General features: G+C 41.3%; 13 protein-coding genes. 7 read left to right on the top strand and 6 right to left on the bottom strand.

All coding sequences use genetic code 11. The annotated features are described in order from the left end of the window. Positions 1 to 54 precede the first annotated feature (54 nt). From AAH582_RS22830 to AAH582_RS22840, 3 genes are read right to left on the bottom strand one after another with little or no spacing between them, the layout of a single operon-like run. Positions 55 to 1,257 (bottom strand): DUF4369 domain-containing protein, encoded by a 1,203-nt coding sequence (locus tag AAH582_RS22830; RefSeq protein ID WP_343320708.1) that lies wholly within the window; start codon positions 1,255 to 1,257, stop codon positions 55 to 57. Then, positions 1,244 to 3,583, bottom strand: coding sequence for a glycoside hydrolase family 95 protein (locus tag AAH582_RS22835; protein WP_343320709.1), 2,340 nt, complete (start codon positions 3,581 to 3,583; stop codon positions 1,244 to 1,246). Before AAH582_RS22835 ends, AAH582_RS22830 begins: the two co-directional genes overlap by 14 nt. Continuing rightward, positions 3,573 to 5,456 (bottom strand): alpha-L-fucosidase, encoded by a 1,884-nt coding sequence (locus AAH582_RS22840; RefSeq protein ID WP_286769117.1) that lies wholly within the window; start codon positions 5,454 to 5,456, stop codon positions 3,573 to 3,575. Before AAH582_RS22840 ends, AAH582_RS22835 begins: the two co-directional genes overlap by 11 nt. A gap of 530 nt (positions 5,457 to 5,986) precedes the next feature. Here AAH582_RS22840 and AAH582_RS22845 point away from each other — a divergent pair. Beyond that, positions 5,987 to 6,475, top strand: coding sequence for an META domain-containing protein (locus tag AAH582_RS22845; protein WP_046673701.1), 489 nt, complete (start codon positions 5,987 to 5,989; stop codon positions 6,473 to 6,475). 226 nt (positions 6,476 to 6,701) lie between these two features. Continuing rightward, positions 6,702 to 7,874 (top strand): trans-sulfuration enzyme family protein, encoded by a 1,173-nt coding sequence (locus AAH582_RS22850; RefSeq protein ID WP_046673695.1) that lies wholly within the window; start codon positions 6,702 to 6,704, stop codon positions 7,872 to 7,874. Positions 7,875 to 7,962: 88 nt separating this feature from the next. Here the strand turns inward: AAH582_RS22850 and tpx are convergent, their stop codons facing one another. Then, positions 7,963 to 8,463 carry a thiol peroxidase gene (gene tpx / locus AAH582_RS22855; protein WP_046673694.1) on the bottom strand — a complete coding sequence of 167 codons (501 nt, stop codon included), beginning with the start codon at positions 8,461 to 8,463 and terminating at the stop codon, positions 7,963 to 7,965. 148 nt (positions 8,464 to 8,611) lie between these two features. Here tpx and AAH582_RS22860 point away from each other — a divergent pair, with 148 nt between their 5' ends. The 3 genes from AAH582_RS22860 (at position 8,612) to AAH582_RS22870 (ending at position 11,725) form a co-directional block, all read left to right on the top strand. Beyond that, the gene (locus tag AAH582_RS22860; protein ID WP_046673693.1) at positions 8,612 to 9,838 is read left to right on the top strand and encodes an OmpP1/FadL family transporter; all 1,227 of its coding nucleotides are present in this window, start codon (positions 8,612 to 8,614) and stop codon (positions 9,836 to 9,838) included. 22 nt (positions 9,839 to 9,860) lie between these two features. Further along, positions 9,861 to 11,165: an SGNH/GDSL hydrolase family protein gene (locus AAH582_RS22865; RefSeq protein WP_343320710.1), complete on the top strand. Its 1,305-nt coding sequence runs from the start codon at positions 9,861 to 9,863 to the stop codon at positions 11,163 to 11,165. Between the two features lie 143 nt (positions 11,166 to 11,308). Beyond that, on the top strand, positions 11,309 to 11,725 hold the full coding sequence (locus AAH582_RS22870) for an OsmC family protein (RefSeq protein WP_046673691.1): 417 nt from the start codon (positions 11,309 to 11,311) through the stop codon (positions 11,723 to 11,725). A gap of 154 nt (positions 11,726 to 11,879) precedes the next feature. Here AAH582_RS22870 and AAH582_RS22875 read toward each other — a convergent pair whose 3' ends face one another. Further along, positions 11,880 to 14,252, bottom strand: coding sequence for an outer membrane beta-barrel family protein (locus tag AAH582_RS22875; RefSeq protein ID WP_046673690.1), 2,373 nt, complete (start codon positions 14,250 to 14,252; stop codon positions 11,880 to 11,882). 239 nt (positions 14,253 to 14,491) lie between these two features. Between AAH582_RS22875 and AAH582_RS22880 the strand changes: the two genes are divergently transcribed. Further along, positions 14,492 to 15,835 (top strand): sensor histidine kinase, encoded by a 1,344-nt coding sequence (locus AAH582_RS22880; RefSeq protein ID WP_046673689.1) that lies wholly within the window; start codon positions 14,492 to 14,494, stop codon positions 15,833 to 15,835. Positions 15,836 to 15,908: 73 nt separating this feature from the next. Further along, a complete protein-coding gene (locus tag AAH582_RS22885) occupies positions 15,909 to 16,583 on the top strand; it encodes a response regulator transcription factor (protein ID WP_046673688.1) in 675 nt (224 codons plus the stop codon). A gap of 3 nt (positions 16,584 to 16,586) precedes the next feature. Here AAH582_RS22885 and AAH582_RS22890 read toward each other — a convergent pair whose 3' ends face one another. After that, positions 16,587 to 17,642, bottom strand: a complete 1,056-nt coding sequence (locus tag AAH582_RS22890; protein ID WP_046673687.1) for a hypothetical protein — start codon at positions 17,640 to 17,642, stop codon at positions 16,587 to 16,589. Positions 17,643 to 17,647 lie beyond the last annotated feature (5 nt).

Consider the following 17,647-nt stretch of genomic DNA (forward strand, 5'->3'; position numbering starts at 1 on the left):
ATAACAAATATTAAACAGTTAATTCAAATGTAAGATTTTTTAAGACAATAATCGTTAATTTTTAACAAGAAATTCCTTTACCTTCCCTAAAAACTGTGGCATTGCTGGATCCTCACCACTCAAGGATAGGATTTGGAAGGTCTGTGGATTTATCCATAGATAACTTGGCGTACGATCTATACCAAAATCATTTTCCATCGTTGCTTGGTCGTTATAATTCAAAAAATAGCTCTGCTTACCTAGGGCGAGATCCTTACTTGATTTGATCCATTTATCCAGATCCTTATCCAGCGAAAAATAGATAACCCTTACCCCCATAGCGTTCAACTGAGATTCTTTTTTCCGTAACATCTCTATATCCGCCTTACTATTTGTATTGGAAGTTTTCCAAAACGCGGCAATCAGCATTTTAGCTTTTGAAAAATCCTTCAAATTCAAACTATCCCGTTCTACATTCATCGGGCTAATAGCAGGAAATACAGGCATATTTTCATAGAAGTCTTTCACCTTATCGACCTTTTCACGGGCAAACTTAAAATAAGGATGCTTCTGTAAATCTGCATTAAAACTCAGCAATGCGGCATCGAATTTTTTATAGTTCGTCTGATCCAAGGAGATGTATTTAAAAAAATAAGGCAATACCAAGGATGAACGATGGGTACTATCGAGAATAAAATCGGCGTATAGTGTGCGTGGATTAAATGCTGTATTGCCACTTAAGCGCTGTATTTCATCCACTGTTTTTTCATAGGAACCGTCATTTCTTGCAGCCATCGAAGGCAGCTGGCTCTCCAACTGCCTTACCCTTTGGCTTTTATTTGCCGTTTTATTTTTTTCCTCCTGTTCACGCTTTTGGTAGGCTGCATTGAACTGCACAAAATCGTTCGCATTCTGCGAAGAGGTTGTCAAGGTAAACTTGCCCTGATTTTCACTCAAATCATATTCACTCCCGCCTTCGACAAATAACGTATAAGGCTCCATACCCTTTATCTGAATATCATAAAATCCGGCCATAGCCAATTCACCTTCCAAAACAAATTGCCCATTAGCAACCTGTGTTTTTACAAATTGCTGCAGTTTATTGTCGTGATCGACGAGGCTCACCTGAGTTCCGTTCGCGGCAGTGGTTTTTCCAGTTATCTTATAGCTAAAGCTATTCAACAAGGCGGCTGTCTTCGCCGATTCGGACTTTTGGGTACAGGCTGTCGTCCCCAAGGCCAGCACAGAAATCAAGCAAAAATATTTAACGAACTTCATAATCTTTATAGTTTCCGTTTTCAAATAGACGAAGCTTTCCTTTTTTACCTTTAATCCGCAAATCGGAAACCTTTCCATTTTCCCATTTGATGTCTACGGTGTAGTTGCCTCGGGTTTTAAGTCCCTTAACTTCGCCCTTTGACCAGGCTTTGGGTAGAGCAGGTAATAGATGGATATAACCATTGTGGCTCTGTATCAACATCTCGGCGATCCCGGCTGCACCACCAAAGTTTCCATCGATCTGAAAAGGCGGATGCGCACAGAACAGATTGGGGTAAGTGCCCGCTCCGACTCCTTGATACGTTGTTTCATTGGTAAAAGCGGGTTTAAGCAACTGCCTTAGAATTTCGAGTGCATGATCGCCATCCTGTAATCTGGCCCAAAACAATATTTTCCAAGCTCTCGACCAGCCCGTTCCTTCATCGCCGCGCACAGCTAAAGTCTTACGTGCAGCTTCAGCCCATTCAGGTGTCGTCTGTGGCGAGATAAATGCCGCAGGATACAAACCATATAAATGCGATACATGTCGGTGTTTAGGTTCAACTTCCTGATAGTCTTCGAGCCATTCCATGACACGCCCGGATGGGCTAACGACTACAGGCGGAGGGATATCCTTCAGCTTTGTTTTCAAGGTACCGGCAAAACTGTCGTTCATCGCCAGGATAGAATCCGCTTGAATTACTGCCTGATACAACTCCCGTACGATCTGATTGTCAATGGTAGGTCCCATCACAACCGCAGCAACTTTTCCATTGGCCATTCGGAAAGCATTTTCCGGCGACACCGACGGTGAAGTGACCCACCATCCGGTTTTAGGATCCTGAACAAGTGTGTGATCATAAAATACGGCTGCTCCTTTTAATATCGGGTAAATCTCTTTGAGGTAATTTTTATCGCCGGTGAACAGATAATGTTCCCAGAGATGATTACATAGCCAGCCCGATGCCGTACTGGCTCCCCAGGAAGCCTGCTCACCCGGAGCGGAATAGCCCCAGATATTCGTCATCATATAGACCACCCACCCCGGTGCATTATAGTATGCCTTTGCAGTCTGCTCACCTGTCTTTGCAATCCGTTTTATCATTTCGATAAAAGGCTTATGATACTCGCTCAGATTATTAACCTCCACGCCCCAATGATTCATTTGTGCATTGATGTTGAGATGATAATCACCATTCCAAGGCGTATTGATCTGATTAGCCCATAGTCCCTGAAGGTTTGGCGGGAGTGCTTTTGTATTTTTCGGGGCAGCACTTGAAATATTCAAATACCTTCCGTATTGATAATAAATTGTTGCCAAATCGGGATCCTGAACCGGATTTTTATAAAAATTAGCAATGCGTTCATTGGTCGGAATAGCGTTATTCACTGTATTTCCATACAGATTGAGACTTACCCGATCGAAGACCTTTTGATACGCAGCGAGATGATCCCGATATACCTTTTGTTCTTCAGCAGTTTTTGCTGCTTTAACCGCTGCTTTGACAACAGGTAAGGGGTCCTTTCCATAATAGGAAGTACTTGCTGAGAAATAGATCGTAAGACCACCATTTGCCGACACCTCTAAGGTTTTATCCTTTTTGTTGATCTGCAGATTTTTACCTTTAACCTGAATAAATCCAACGAATTTCAGATTTTTACCACCTTTTCCATCAGGCAAAGATCCCTCAACCAGAATCCCATCGTCCAACAAGGTATAACGGTCAATATTTTCCTGGCGCTGGAATGATATGCCTAACTGCTGTACCACATCTTTGCCTTGGCTTAATTGGATAACACCGACATTGTTGTCAAAAGAAGTATAATAACGGCGTTGGACTTGCTGTCCATTGATCTTGAATGAAGTTTGTGCAGAGGCTGTCGCTAAGTCCAGGGAACGCTTGTAACCTTCGATCGTTCCAGCAGGCAATTTATAATCGAGTATAAGGTCGCCGAACAGCTGATAACAGCCGTAGGGAACCGTTGCCCCATTACCAAAACCAGACCCCTTGCCTTTGGTCACAAAAGTTTCATTGACCAATTTTTCGGCTTCATCATTTTTACCGGCCTTAAGCAGCGCCTGAATAGCTTCAACATTTTTATAGGCTTCATAATTATTGGGATCCTCTGGACTGCCCGACCACATACTAATCTCGTTGAGTACGATCTTTTCATGACTAGGATTTCCATCTGGCATCATGCCGATGAGTCCGTTTCCTAATGGCAAGGTCTCTTCCCAAACCTTCGCGGGCTTATTATACCAAAGTACGAGTGGATTTTGTTGAGCAAAAAGTATCGTGGTATGACATATGCATACCACGATAAGCATTAAAAATCTATTTACCATACAATTCAAATTCCGCTATGGCTAATTCATTGCCATCGATAAATTGTTTTGGTTCAAATTTGATAAACTTGGTTGCGCTGTTCGTATCGAAAAACACCTGTTGCAAAATCGGATTCGCCTTAATATTGGAAAACTCACCTTCTTTAACAAGGGTCCATGTTTTCCCGTCAGTACTAGTTGATATTTTATAATGTGTTGGTGTCCCTACGTTCTTTCCATCCTGACGAGGAAGGAAGCCGATACCAGAAACAGGTTTATCTGTAGCGACAACGATTACACCTTGATCGGCAACAGTCGCAAAAGTACTTGGTTTTCCGTCAGATAAATAAGCATTATTATTGGATCTTCCCGTCGAAATCTTAAACCCTGTCAGCTTTTTCACCTCTTTGGTATTAAATGCAAAGGGTTCGTTGTACTCCTTGAACAGTCCAAAATCACTGAGCGTGATTGCTACCGGAGCATAAACATGAAGACGTAGTTTACTTGCAGTTTGAGGTTGCTCGAGTTTGATGAGGCGGTTTGCACCGATACTTGTTGCTTTGGCCAAAGGCTTCCAGCTGTTATTTTCCCAACGTTCAATGGAGACACTATCTATACGTTGTCCCAACTTAATATTCTCCCGCAACTGAATTAGGTCGAACTTAGCAGGGGATTTTAATTTTATTTCCAATGTAGCCGATGTTTTAGAATCGTCTGTTGCCCAATAGCTGTATCGGTCGTTATCTGTAATAAAGGAAGTACCATAGGATTTTGAATCACTATTACGGGTATTGGATGCCGTGATGGTCGCTCCTTTGGCTAAATTGGTACGGAAAGTTTCCTTCACTTTTTTTCCAAAAGCCTGCAGCGACTTCACATCATTCTCATGTAATGTACCAGAAGGCATCGGTGCTAAGCCAAGATTCATACATGCTCCCCTTCCAACTGATTTTAAATAGATCTCAAAAAGCTGATTGGGTGTTTTTACACGGCTATCTTGTTCTTCATGATAAAACCATCCCGGACGTTGTGGTACGTCACATTCAGCAGGTATCCAATATTTACCGTTACGGTCGCCTGTTTCGGCATTGTGTGATTCTGTCGCACCAGGTACAGCGACTTTTCCATTTAAGCCAATCGGCGTAAATGTTGCCCATGATGTTTCAGCAGCAAATCCTTTTTCATTGCCCACCCAACGCATATCCGGACCGATATCTGAGAAAATAACGGCTTCAGGCTGTAATTTTCTTACAATAGGCCACGTTTTTTCATGCCACTCATAGTATGTTGTTCGATCGATGATACGCTTCCCTTCATGTCCACCATAAAAGCCATCACCGCCATTTGCTCCGTCGTGCCATGACGTAAACAATGGGCCATAATTGCTCATCAGTTCGGTCAGCTGCTGTCTGTAGGCATCGGCATAGGCCGGTGTGCCGTAACGCTCATCGTGACGGTCCCAAGCAGAAAGATATACACCAAATTTCATCCCATTCCGATGGGTCGCTTGCATAAAATCTTTGACCATATCCCCTTTCCCGTTTTCCCACGGTGAAGAAGCGATACTATAGGATGTTGTCTTGGTTGGCCACAAACAGAATCCGTCATGGTGCTTTGCTACACTAATTAAGCCCCTGAAACCACCTGCTGCAGCTGCCTTAGCAATTTGATTTGCATCAAAAGCCGAAGGGTTAAATAATGAGGGTTGTGCATCACCATAGCCCCACTCCTTATTTTGGAAAGTTGTCGGCGTATAATGAATCAAACAATACGTTTCCATCTCCTGCCACTTTAATTGACGCTCGGTTGGCAGAGCCCCGTAAGCTTTTAAAGTATCTGATTTGGCTACAGGCCCGCTGGAAAGTAAAATGGAGGATAACAAGATTGTCAACATAGTCTATATTTATGTGCTAGAAAATTAGGTTGTAAAGCCCTAAGATAAGAAGTTTTGCAAAATGCTGTATGTAACATTTGCGTACAAAACCGAGCGATGCTCAGCTCCATTAGGATGTATTCTTGGGTCAAATCGTATTTTTTGATCAAATCAATCGATTGATTAAAATAAGTATTCCAATCTATCCATGCTGCTTTTTACAGCCAATCTTTTAATTTTTCGTCCTTTTTTCACGCTAATTTCCTGAAAAATCAGATTCTTTCGCTTATTGATCAAACAAAAATCATCCATCCTTTATTAATAGAGGATAAGATAGTTAGCAGCGTTCGACTAGATACTCGCTTAGGCTATCCTTGAGATTGGCATGATAATTATAAGTATAGGGCAGAAAAAGGAATGTTTTTTCTGAACGTATCTGTCGTATCAATGAGCTCGCTACGCTAGCGTATTGACCAGAAAGAAGTTCGGGTTGCTTTCATGGGTATAGATACTGACGAAATAACAAAAGTTTTATATTATTAAAAATGATTATGAGAGGAAATTTAATGATTTTAGCGGTTGCATTGGCGTTTTCAACAATCGCATGTAACACAACTGGAAAAAAAGCTGAGGCAACAGGTTCCGGCGACACGGCTACTACCGTCCAAAAACCGAGCACAGTGGACAATGCATCTTTGGAAGGCACCTGGGAACTTAAATCCTTGACCACAGCAGAGACAGCAGGAAAACAACTTAAGGATTTATTTAAGGACAAAATTCCAACATTGACTTTCAATACAAAAGACCATAAAGTAGATGGCAACAATGGTTGTAATGGTATTGGTGGAACCTACGAAAGTGAAAAAGGCAATTCGATCAAAATTGGTGATAAATTGGTTTCAACCATGATGCACTGTGAGAATGCAGCTTACAACGAATTTATGAATGGTTTAAAGTCTACGACAAACTTCGATGTACGGGATAACGAGTTAACGTTCATCTCTGGCGACATCGTTGTGATGCAATTCGTTAAAAAATAGGTTAGTTTAAGGTAAAAGAGGAGGCCGGTACATGTACCGGCTTTTTTTGTTCAAGAGTCTGTTATCTTCTTCACCTCCTCTTCGCATCGTGTCTACGTCCTTTGAATAGGAAAAATAAGGCAAAAGGAATATAATAGACGGCGATAGTCTTTTTTTTTTATAAAAAGGGGTTATTTCATTGCTAATTATATGAATATAAAAATTTCATCTCGTACCTTTACACATCATGAAACAAGATCAATCTAAAATCATACGTGAACAGGTCGATCGTTCAGCACTTCGCGAACATTCGACTCCTTTATACCTTACATCAAGTTTTATCTTCGACAGCGCTGAACAAGGTCGGGCGGTCTTTGCTGGCGAAGAGGATGCAATGATTTATTCCCGCTATGCCAATCCAAATACTTCTGAGTTCATCAACAAAGTTTGTATTCTTGAAGGCGCAGAGGCAGGGTTATCTTTTGCATCAGGTATGGCAGCAGTATTTGCCTCCTTTGCAGGCATTATCGAAAGTGGAGACCATATCGTTTCTTCACGCGCGATATTCGGTTCCACGCATCAGTTATTTACGGAACTCTTCCCACGTTGGGGTGTTACCACAACTTACGTAGACGCTGCTAATCCTGAAGAATGGGAAAAAGCGATTCAACCCAATACGAAAATCATCTTTTTGGAATCGCCATCCAATCCTGGTTTGGAACTGGTTGATTTGGAATGGTTGGGTAAATTCAAAGAGAAATATCCCCATATCATTCTGTCGATCGACAACTGCTTTGCTACGCCTTATCTTCAGAAACCGATTCAATATGGATTTGACCTGGTTATCCATTCGGCCACCAAATATATGGATGGGCAAGGTCGTGTCTTAGGTGGAATTGTGGTTGGAAAACAAGAGCTAATCGACAAATTGATGTTCTTCATTCGTCATACAGGTCCAGCACTCTCCCCATTCAATGCATGGATCATATCAAAAAGTTTAGACACGCTGGGCATTCGTATGGACCGCCATTGTTCCAACGCATTGGCTTTGGCCGAGGCATTGGAAAATCATCCGGAAATTGAGGATGTAAAATATCCATTTTTACCAAGCCATCCACAATATGAGCTGGCAAAAAAACAAATGAAAGCTGGTGGCGGTATTGTAACCTTTGTTGTCAAAGGTGGTTTTGAGCGAGCAAAAGCCTTTGTGGATCATTTGGAAATGATTTTATACACCTCTAATCTAGGAGATTCAAGATCAATCGCGACGCATCCAGCCTCCACCACACACTCAAAATTGTCAGAAGATGAACGCTTGAACTTAGGCATCAAACCGGGCAGCATCCGCCTGTCTGTGGGGCTAGAAGACCAACAAGATATCATCAACGACATCTTGCAAGCATTAGAAAAAACAAGATAAACATTCGCTTAGTTATAATTAGCGAATATACATCAACTAAAAAGCCTTTGCATAAGCAAAGGCTTTTTAGATTATTCCAAAGTTATTCTTAATTCAAAGATGCGATCGCTGCCGCATAGTTTGGCTCGTCAGCAATTTCTGCAACTTGCTCTTCATACAACACTTTTCCAGTTTCATCCAATGTAATGACAACACGGCTCAACAAACCTGCCAACGGTCCGTCCGCAATAGCCAGTTGATAAGCATCTGAAAAGTTTGAATCTTTATACTCCGATAATGTCACCACATTATTTAGACCTTCTGCTGCACAAAAACGACCTTGTGCAAAAGGTAGATCTTTCGATATACATAACACAACAGTATTATCTAACTGCGATGCTTCTTTATTAAATGCACGTACGGAAGCGGCACAAGTTCCGGTGTCTACACTAGGGAAAATATTTAATACAATTTTTTTTCCTTTGAAATCCGCTAGAGATTTATCGGAAAGATCGCCTGCAGTTAATTTAAAATCAGGAGCTTGCTCGCCAACTTGTGGTAAACTGCCTTTTGTGTTTACTGGATTGCCTTTAAAAGTGATTGTAGCCATATAATATGATCGTTTAATTTTTAGTATCCTTGCACTTAAAGGTACGAGCAAAAAAAATATTACACAACATTTATTAATTTTAGTCAAACATTTATTATGTTAGCATTGTATTTGATAGAGGAATGTTAACCAAACAATAAACACTAGTATGAAGAAACTACTATTCTCAATACTTTGTGCAAGTCCGTCACTCCTGTTTGCACAAGGATCACAAGTGAATCTACAAAGTCCCAAGGCAGTGGGAATGGGGGGAGCAGGCTCTGCTTACTTTTTAGATGAATCTTCCATTTTCTATAGTCCGGGCGCCTTAGCAAAAATGGACCACAATGCCATTTCGATTGCCGGTAATGCTGTCATGTATAAATCTGCATTTCAAGAGGTTGGAAGTACAGTTGTTTATCATACTAGAAATCAGATTTCAACTCCTTTTTCATTATTTGCCGCATTCGGCCCTAAAAACTCCTGGTGGAAAGCAGGTATTGGCGTCTACACTCCTTATGGTGGAGCCGTCGATTGGGGAAAAGATTGGGTAGGTAAATTCAGTTTGGTTAGCCTTTCGCTTCGTGCAATTTATATTCAGCCTACATTAAGTTTCAAACTGACTGAAAATTTTAGTGTTGGTGGTGGTTTTGTATACAACATTGGTACCGTAGACCTCGAGAATTCTGTTCCGGTATTTTACCCAGATGGTCACGCCGGATTGGCGACCCTAAAAGGAACCGGAACTGGCACAGGTTATAACGTTGGTATCCATTATAACCTAGAAGACGAATTTGCAATATCGGTAAGTTACCGATCTAAAGTTGTCACTAAACTTAAAAATGGTGATGCAACTTTTGACGTGCCTGAATCGGTGGCTAGCAATTTTCCTGCAGGTAACAAATTCAGTGCTGAGCTACCGCTTCCTTCGACATTTGCCGCGGGCATCGCCTTCCCTATTTCGGAGAAATTGAAGATGGCTCTTGATGCAACGCTCATTAACTACGACATATATAAAGCCCTAGATTTCGATTACAAAGAAAACACACCTGTATTGCAAGATACCCATTCACCAAAAAAATACGACAAAGCAGGATCTATTAAAGCAGGATTGGAATATATTGCTTCCGACCGCCTGCAATTACGTATAGGTGGCGGTGTGATCGCAACACCGGTCCAACAGAGCGCCTATGTCTATCCGGAGACACCAGATAACACAAGATATTTGATATCTGGAGGTTTTACGGTAAAACCATCGCCAAAAATTGATGTCACAGGTTCCTTCGCTTATCAACGCATTGTGGCTCGTCCATCAACCAATGTGGAGAGCCATCTTTCAGGTACATATGCGACAAATATTTTTGCTCCCGGTATTGGTGTAAGTTATAAATGGTAATTAACAGCCAAATTTGACTAAGATGAAAAAAAACAAACTTTATATAGCTGCGGCGTTAGCACTATTAGCGATCGCCTCATGTAAACCTACTTTGGAAGAATATACGCCTTCGGCAGGATCGCTTAATTTTTCAAAATATGTTGCCATCGGTAATTCATTGACTGCTGGGTATGCGGATGGCGGACTGTATCTGGAAGGTCAAAAGGTAGCCTATCCCAATTTAATTGCCGAACAGTTAAAACAAGTCGGTGGTGGTGAGTTCAAATCGCCATTTTTCAGTGAAGATCAAGCCAATGGTTCTGGTTATATTACACTTACAGCGCTCGTCAATGGCCAGCCTGTAACGGCACAGGTAACGGATAAACTGGCCTACCGCTCAGCTTCACCAAAATTATTGACAAAATATACCGACCCGATCAACAACCTTGGTGTACCGGGCATGCGTATGGATATGGCTTTTGTAGCTGGAATAGGATCACAGGCTGGAAATATGTATTTCGAACGCTTGCTGCCTGATGCAGATGCGATGAAAACATATTTTGCTTACTCCACAGCTCAAAATCACACATTTTTTAGTTTCGCCCTAGGTAACAACGATGCCTTAGGCTGGGCTACAAATGGTGGCGTAGAAGATGGACCTACATCAACATTAACCTCCACTGCGCTATTCACATCATTATTGGGTAACTATGTGACGACATTAACCGCTGGCGGACAAAAAGGAGTACTAGCAACAATTCCAGATGTAACAGCAACACCCTATTTTACAACGGTAACCCGTGCTGCTTTATTGGCAGCTGTCAATGCAACAAATCCGCCGACACCGGTAACAAATATCTACATAGCAACCAAGTCAGGTCCCCGTGCAGCTACCGATCAAGATTATTTTGTCCTTCCTTTCTCCTCAACAGGATTATTGGGAAAACCAAATGCTGCACAAATTCCGTACGGTTTACACCCGCTGAATCCCGTCGAAGACAAATACGTACTTGATGTAAGCGAAACGGCAACGGTCGTACAACGTATCAACGAGTATAATGCAGCCATTAAAGCTGCTGCAAATTCAAAAGGTCTAGCTTTAGCTGATGTGCATGAGTTCTTGAATAATGTAAAAGGAGGTGTTCGTATCAACGGACTAGCGGTGAGTGCAAAATACATTACCGGAAATGCATTCTCTTTAGATGGTATTCACTTAACACCAATTGGAAACGCCCTAATGGCGAACATCTTTATCAGTGCCATCAATTCTAAATATGGCTCAAAGATTCCACAAGTTGATGTAGCGAAATATCGCGGTGTCAAACTGCCCGATACCGTCACAAAATAAACAGTTATCTACATACTGACAAAAGGCAGACGAATAATCGTCTGCCTTTTTTGTATATTTGTTTAGTATAGATTGAACAACAAAACCCTCGTATGGATTGAAAAAGGAGTCTAAACGAGCAAAAAAGAATAAAATAAAATAAGATGAAAATCAAATTAAACCGTGTCAACCAAGCTGTGCATTTCGAAGCCAGCAGTGAATTATCTCCTGTCAAAGTCAACATCGATGGCTCGGAAGCTATCGGCGGCGAAGGAAAAGGTGTTCGTCCAATGGAATTGGTTTTAATGGCACTGGGTTCTTGTAGCGTCTTTGACCTCCATAGCATACTGGTAAAACAACGCCAGCAAATTGACGATATCCAGGTCGAAGTGGAAGGAAAACGACGCGAAGAAATCCCGCAGGTATTTACAGATATCCACATCAATTTTTTCCTAAAAGGCGAAATTGATGAGCTAAAAGCAGCTAAAGCGGCTGAACTGGCCGTTAAAAAATATTGCTCAGTACATGATATGCTTGCCGCTGGCGGTATCAATATCACGTATTCACTGAAAATAAACTAAGAAAATACTTTCCTGGCATCTGATAATCCTCCACATTCGATGTGGAGGATTATTATTTTTGATCCATGCGGTATTATTCTCTTTACCGGCGCATGGGGATATACCAAGTAAATAGCATCTGCAACAGGATTTGACTTCGTCAAAATTAACCGATTTACAAGCGATTCTGCTCTTCTGTTCTTGTAGGCTGATTGCTGCTCTTGACCTTCTGGTTTCCAAAATGATACCGCAGCGTCAGATTCACCTTTCTAGTATCGCGGTAATCTTTATAAAAGTTGTTTTGGTCGCCATACTTGGATGATATCGTCATTTTTTCTGTTTTGAAAATGTCCATAAATGATAGATTCACTTCAAATTTCTTCTTAAAGAACTTTCGATTTGTCGTCACATAGGTACTTGAATATCCTGTTATTTTAAATGGCCCTTGTATCGTCGGGGATGTAAATGTGTTACCCAGTTCAAGGTTCCAGCCAGCATCTTTATGCAGTACATAGTTGGTACTTACGTTTCCGTTGCCGATATACACATCATTCTTGTGCAATACATCATCAGTCCCCATAAAGTAATTCTCGTTATACATTCCTTCCAACTGGAGGTTCACTCCCCAGCGTCCTGTCAGCTGAAAACTCTTACCCAGGTCTATACCCGCCCCTTGTCCTTTCTTGATATTGGTATATTGGAAAATCAACTGGTGATTGTTGTTATCTTGACGGGAAATTTCCATATTCGGCCACTTCTCAAATCGGTAAAATAGATCGATATTCCAGTTGTTTTTGGTCCAGGTCAGATTGAGGTTATGGACGATCGTCGCCCTTAAACGTGGATCTCCCTGAAAATAGGAAAAGCGATTATAGTAGGACTTAGCCGGATTAAGCCAAGAGTATGCTGGGCGACTAATACGCTTTCCATAAGAAAAGCCGAACTGCTGATCGTCAGCCAAGGCATATTGCATGTAAAATGTCGGGAAGAGCACAAAATAATCACGCTTATTGATATCAGCTGGTTCGGACACAATACCTTCCAAATTGGTATATTCGCCCCTTAAACCAGCTTTCCAGCTCCATTTCTTCCAAGCATAATCGAATGAGGTATATACAGCTATATTCCGTTCTTTGTAATCAAACACGCTGCTCTTGTCGGGTCGGTGCTGAAGAGTACCGGATTCATCATCGGAAAAAGCAAGGGTGCTTGTTGTTTTTACATCGCTGAATTTCCCACCAAACTCCAGCCCCAGTTTCTTTATTTTCCCGGTGAAATCTATCTGTGAAGAAAAAAGCCGGTTTTTATTTTCATTATTACTGATAAATCGGGTGTCTGTAGGTTCCTCCCCCTTAAATCGCAGTGCCGTCAAAACATCCTGATCGTTGGTAGAATGGTTATCTGTAAAATAGGATGACCAGTTTATGCTCCATTGGGGATTAAGTTTCTTTGTTACCTGAAGATAGAGGTTATTCGTTTTTGCCGATCGTTGATGATCATTGGTGGTAAAATAACTGGACTCCTGCACATGATTTTTATCGTATATGATCGTGGGTACCTCATAGATGCCATAGGTTTTCGGTCCGTAATATCCATTTAATCCGGCGTTGACTGTCCAGGTTGTATCGGGTGTATAGTCTATCGAAAACACATAGCTGTTCTGACTGTTATTGGTATCAAATCTATCCATTACACCTTCCCATGAGGTTTGCTCGTTCGGATAATACACATAATTCGTTTCATAGCGTGCGTATGTCCCTCTTCCGAAGTTATAGGTACCACGAAGATTGATTTTTTCATTTTTATAATACTGGGTTAGTCCAAACAGTTGCTTCCAGGTACTGCTTTTTTCGGCCAATGCAACCGCTGAGCCTCTGTAGCCATATAGGTTCGATTTAGAAAGTTTAATATTGATAATCGTACTTCCCTCAGCTTCATATTTTGCTGGCGGGTTGGTAATAACCTCTATCGATTGCACGTCGCTGCCTGCTGTATTCTCCAGATAGGTTTTCAGTTCATCCCCCGTGAGCATCACTTTTCGTTCATTAATGAGGACAACAATATTTTTGCTTCCACGGACCATTAAATCCGCACCATTCACCATCACCAATGGCGTACGCTTCAAAATGTCCCAGCTGTTGAGCGCTGAAAGATTTGAATTCTGAACGTTAAATTCCAAGCGGTCCAACTTGCGGATCAATCTGGGAGCGCGACCGACGACTTGTGCTTCTTCGAGTACCTTTGCTTCGGGAAGAAGTTCAAGCAAGAAAGGGCGTGAAATGGTATCGCTGTGAAAAAAAAGTTCCTGAGACTTGAAGTTTAGATAGGTTGTTCGTAGATAGTAGCCACTAGGATGATCCAGCATAAGTATAAATTTTCCAAAATGGTCCGTCTTTACTTCCCGGATCTCCTGATAGTTGCTATCCAATAGCATAACGGTCGCTCCCGCCAGCACAATTTTGTTTGCATCCTGTACTTGCCCCCCGATTTGTTTGGTCTGTGCCGAAAGCAACAAGGGGAAAGCCAGAAAAAATAGGATCAATTTCATCTACAAATAATTAGTCTTTAAATTCTAGTATAGCTTATCCGCATTATTCTATTTGTTAGAATTTATGTTTTGTAACACATAGGCCAGTTTGTGGTCATCCATATTTGACAACCGCGGCCATTTAATACGCTGATATTCTATGCTTCAAAAGTGCCTATAGTTCAAGCAAATGATAGTTAACAAAGGGTTAATGCTGCGTTAAGGTATATTATCTTAGCCGTCAGCAGTTATATTTGTGTATGGAATTGAAGCCCAAAAGTTACATCGTCCTCTTTACGCTGTTTTTTGCTGTACTTATCGGCATACAGGGGTATCAATTGTATAATACCTATCAGCTCAAACAGCGCGATATTTTTGCCACTGTGAAAAGTAAGCTTGGCAAGCTTCATGACAATGACAAGCTTTTTGATGATGATTTAATGAGTAAGGACATTGCCAGAGACTATTATATCAAATTGGTTAAAAATGAGATTACGGCCGAAAAACTGAAAGGACTTTACAGTGCAAATGCACATAAAACATCCCAGAGGCTAACACAATATGTCGACAGTCTATTTCAGCCACTTGGAATGGATGTCATCCTGAAAAAAGAAATTTTGGGCATCTATTTCAAGAGCTTAGAAAAACAGATCGCAGCGGGTCCCATTACCATTTACACAACGTCTGGAGCTTTTCGGCAGCCCGTTGAACTTTCCTCAAGCGAGTGGATAACAGAAAAAACAGAAACACAGAAAATCGAAAACAGCATCCAAAGCAAAGAAATCTTATATACCTTTCTTGTACATAGGAAGACATCCTTTGAGGTGACGAATCTCAACTGGATATTATTCAAAGAACTTACTTCGCTTCTGTTGAGCACCCTTTTTATTCTTGTCGCCTTCCTTTGGCTTTTTTATAGAACCATTCAGAATCTCAGAAAACAGCAGAAACAAATCAGCGTGCTACACGATGTCGTTGACAATATTTCTCATGAGCTCAAAACGCCAATCGCAACCTTGAAGATTGCAGCTAAAACACTACGGAAATCAACAGACGACAATATCATAACGGTCATTGAACGTCAGGCAAACCGTCTCGAACAAACCCTCAACCCACTGAGCGAGAACCTTCAAACAAGGGATCAGCGTCCTATTACCAACAGAGAACTACACGCTATTTTCGAAGACTTTCAATTGACCAATCCGGCTATCGCATTCCAATTAAGCCCCTTGCCTGACGGTAAATTATGCCTGAGCCTAAATGATGCGACAACACTATTTCAAAACCTGATGAACAATGCCGTAAAATATGGTGCAACTTGGATTAATATCTCTTTTGAGGATCAGAAAGGTAAACTCTCGATTTATATACAGGATAATGGTTACGGCATGGCGGAGTCCGAGTTACCTTATATTTTCGACAAGTTTTACCGCATCCAAAAAAACAATATTCACGACAGCAAAGGTTTGGGAATCGGTCTTTTTCTTGTTAAGACAATCGTGGATCGTTATCACGGGCAGCTTACAGTAACCAGCAAGCCCGATGTAGGCACTACGTTTAAAATTCAGCTGCCCCTCGTTGCTATTCAATCACAGACATCATGATCAGCAGCAGGGATGATCAGCGAAAACAAAATAGGGAATAGACAATCAATACATTAACGACTGAAAATAGCATATGAACAAAATACTACTCGTGGAAGATGACCCAGATTTTGGTTTTATGCTCAAGCAATACCTTGAGCTATCCACATTTAACATAGACTGGATAGCGCAGCCCAATGATCTTACGGAAAATTTCCAGCAGCTAGCCGATTACGATCTGGTTATACTGGATGTTATGCTTCCTCAAATTAGTGGTTTTAGCCTGGCTAAAGAAATCAACGCCCTATACCCCACGTTGCCATTTATCTTTTTAACAGCCAAGGAGCAAAAAATAGATAAGCTCACGGGACTAAAAATCGGTGCCGATGATTATATCACCAAACCTTGTGATCCTGAAGAACTGTTACTTCGCATACAGAATATATTAAAGCGAAATCAGAAAAATAGTACCCCAAAATCGATTGCCATAGGTACGTATATTTTCTATCCCGAACAGTTATTATTAAGCCATGCTTCGAAACAATATAAGCTTACTGAACGTGAATCGCAACTTCTCCTATTTCTGTCGCAACACAATGGTCAACTTGTCACACGCGAAGAAATTCTTGAAAAGGTATGGGGAAATGCAGATTTCTTTACCGGAAGGAGTATGGATGTCTTTATTACCCGAATCCGAAAATACTTAAGCCTGGATCCCAAGCTTAGTATCAGTTCACATAGAGCAGTCGGATTTACGATTCAATTTTAAGGATTATCCGGCAATCTCTTCTTTCCGCTTGTTCCATAATTTCTCTGCCCAACGACCGACAAACCAAAAGGACACCGCTAAAATTAAAAAGAATACGGCTCTATTGATATTATCCCAGAGATACTCCACATATCGGGTATAGATATTAAGTACTAAAAATACAAATCCCACTTCCCTGCTTACATTATCTTTAGCCTTTAAGCCGTAGACAACCAAGAATGCCGACACGGCAGTGGATAAGATACCCCAATAGAACATATGGTATTGACGTACTGTCGTCCATTCATAGAAATCAGCATAATTCCCAAAAATAGATAGGGTCCACAAGGAGACCATCAGGTAGATCAACCCTACAATGTAACTGATAGGCTGAAAGATTTGCAGGCGTTCGAACCGCGGTTGAACCCAAACAGCCAAAGCGGTTAGCAGCGCTCCGAAGATGGTAAAACGAAGTGGGTAATTCATTCCCCAAAACTTAAAGCCCCAATTGCTATGGTAGGCCGTCTCGGTCGCAAACCATACCCCCAAAGCCAAAAGCATAAAGGTCCAAATCAGTTTACTGTCAAGCTTAACGGCCAGAAAGCCATAAATTGCAACAGAGAGTAAAAATAACAAGGAATAATGCATCGTATCTTTATCCAATACTTTACCCATAAATCCGATGCAGGCTGCTGTTCCAAAAACCCCAATCAGCATCATCGTTTCAGTGGATAGATTTTTATAAGGATATCGTTTCTTATACCGAAAACCCAGCGTATAGAATAATACGGCCACAGCAGCAAAAAAGAAGCAAAATAGGATATTAGGTGCTTCGTAAAGTGTATCGACAAAGGCCAAGAATGATGCATCTGTAAACAACGAAAAAACAGCAAAGACCAAAGAAGCCAAGGCAATCCAAAAAGCATATCTCGCCAGTTGTCCCCAGTCAAAACTTTTTACGTCCAAACTATCCATCAGCTCGTTCGCTTTTTGTTCATCCAACAGGTTTTCTTTCTTCCAAAATTGGACGATATCGTCGATCGATTGCTTCTCTTGTTTGCTGACGTCGTATTTTCGCATAAATT

This window comes from Sphingobacterium multivorum (assembly GCF_039511225.1).
GTDB lineage: Bacteria > Bacteroidota > Bacteroidia > Sphingobacteriales > Sphingobacteriaceae > Sphingobacterium.

Coding starts and splice junctions, on each gene's coding strand:
- AAH582_RS22850 (WP_046673695.1), top strand. CDS start 6,702: ATGAAACAAGATCAATCTAAAATCATACGTGAACAGGTCGATCGTTCA.
- AAH582_RS22880 (WP_046673689.1), top strand. CDS start 14,492: ATGGAATTGAAGCCCAAAAGTTACATCGTCCTCTTTACGCTGTTTTTT.
- AAH582_RS22890 (WP_046673687.1), bottom strand. CDS start 17,642: ATGCGAAAATACGACGTCAGCAAACAAGAGAAGCAATCGATCGACGAT.
- AAH582_RS22845 (WP_046673701.1), top strand. CDS start 5,987: ATGAGAGGAAATTTAATGATTTTAGCGGTTGCATTGGCGTTTTCAACA.
- AAH582_RS22835 (WP_343320709.1), bottom strand. CDS start 3,583: ATGGTAAATAGATTTTTAATGCTTATCGTGGTATGCATATGTCATACC.
- AAH582_RS22885 (WP_046673688.1), top strand. CDS start 15,909: ATGAACAAAATACTACTCGTGGAAGATGACCCAGATTTTGGTTTTATG.
- AAH582_RS22865 (WP_343320710.1), top strand. CDS start 9,861: ATGAAAAAAAACAAACTTTATATAGCTGCGGCGTTAGCACTATTAGCG.
- AAH582_RS22870 (WP_046673691.1), top strand. CDS start 11,309: ATGAAAATCAAATTAAACCGTGTCAACCAAGCTGTGCATTTCGAAGCC.
- AAH582_RS22875 (WP_046673690.1), bottom strand. CDS start 14,252: ATGAAATTGATCCTATTTTTTCTGGCTTTCCCCTTGTTGCTTTCGGCA.
- AAH582_RS22860 (WP_046673693.1), top strand. CDS start 8,612: ATGAAGAAACTACTATTCTCAATACTTTGTGCAAGTCCGTCACTCCTG.
- tpx (WP_046673694.1), bottom strand. CDS start 8,463: ATGGCTACAATCACTTTTAAAGGCAATCCAGTAAACACAAAAGGCAGT.
- AAH582_RS22840 (WP_286769117.1), bottom strand. CDS start 5,456: ATGTTGACAATCTTGTTATCCTCCATTTTACTTTCCAGCGGGCCTGTA.
- AAH582_RS22830 (WP_343320708.1), bottom strand. CDS start 1,257: ATGAAGTTCGTTAAATATTTTTGCTTGATTTCTGTGCTGGCCTTGGGG.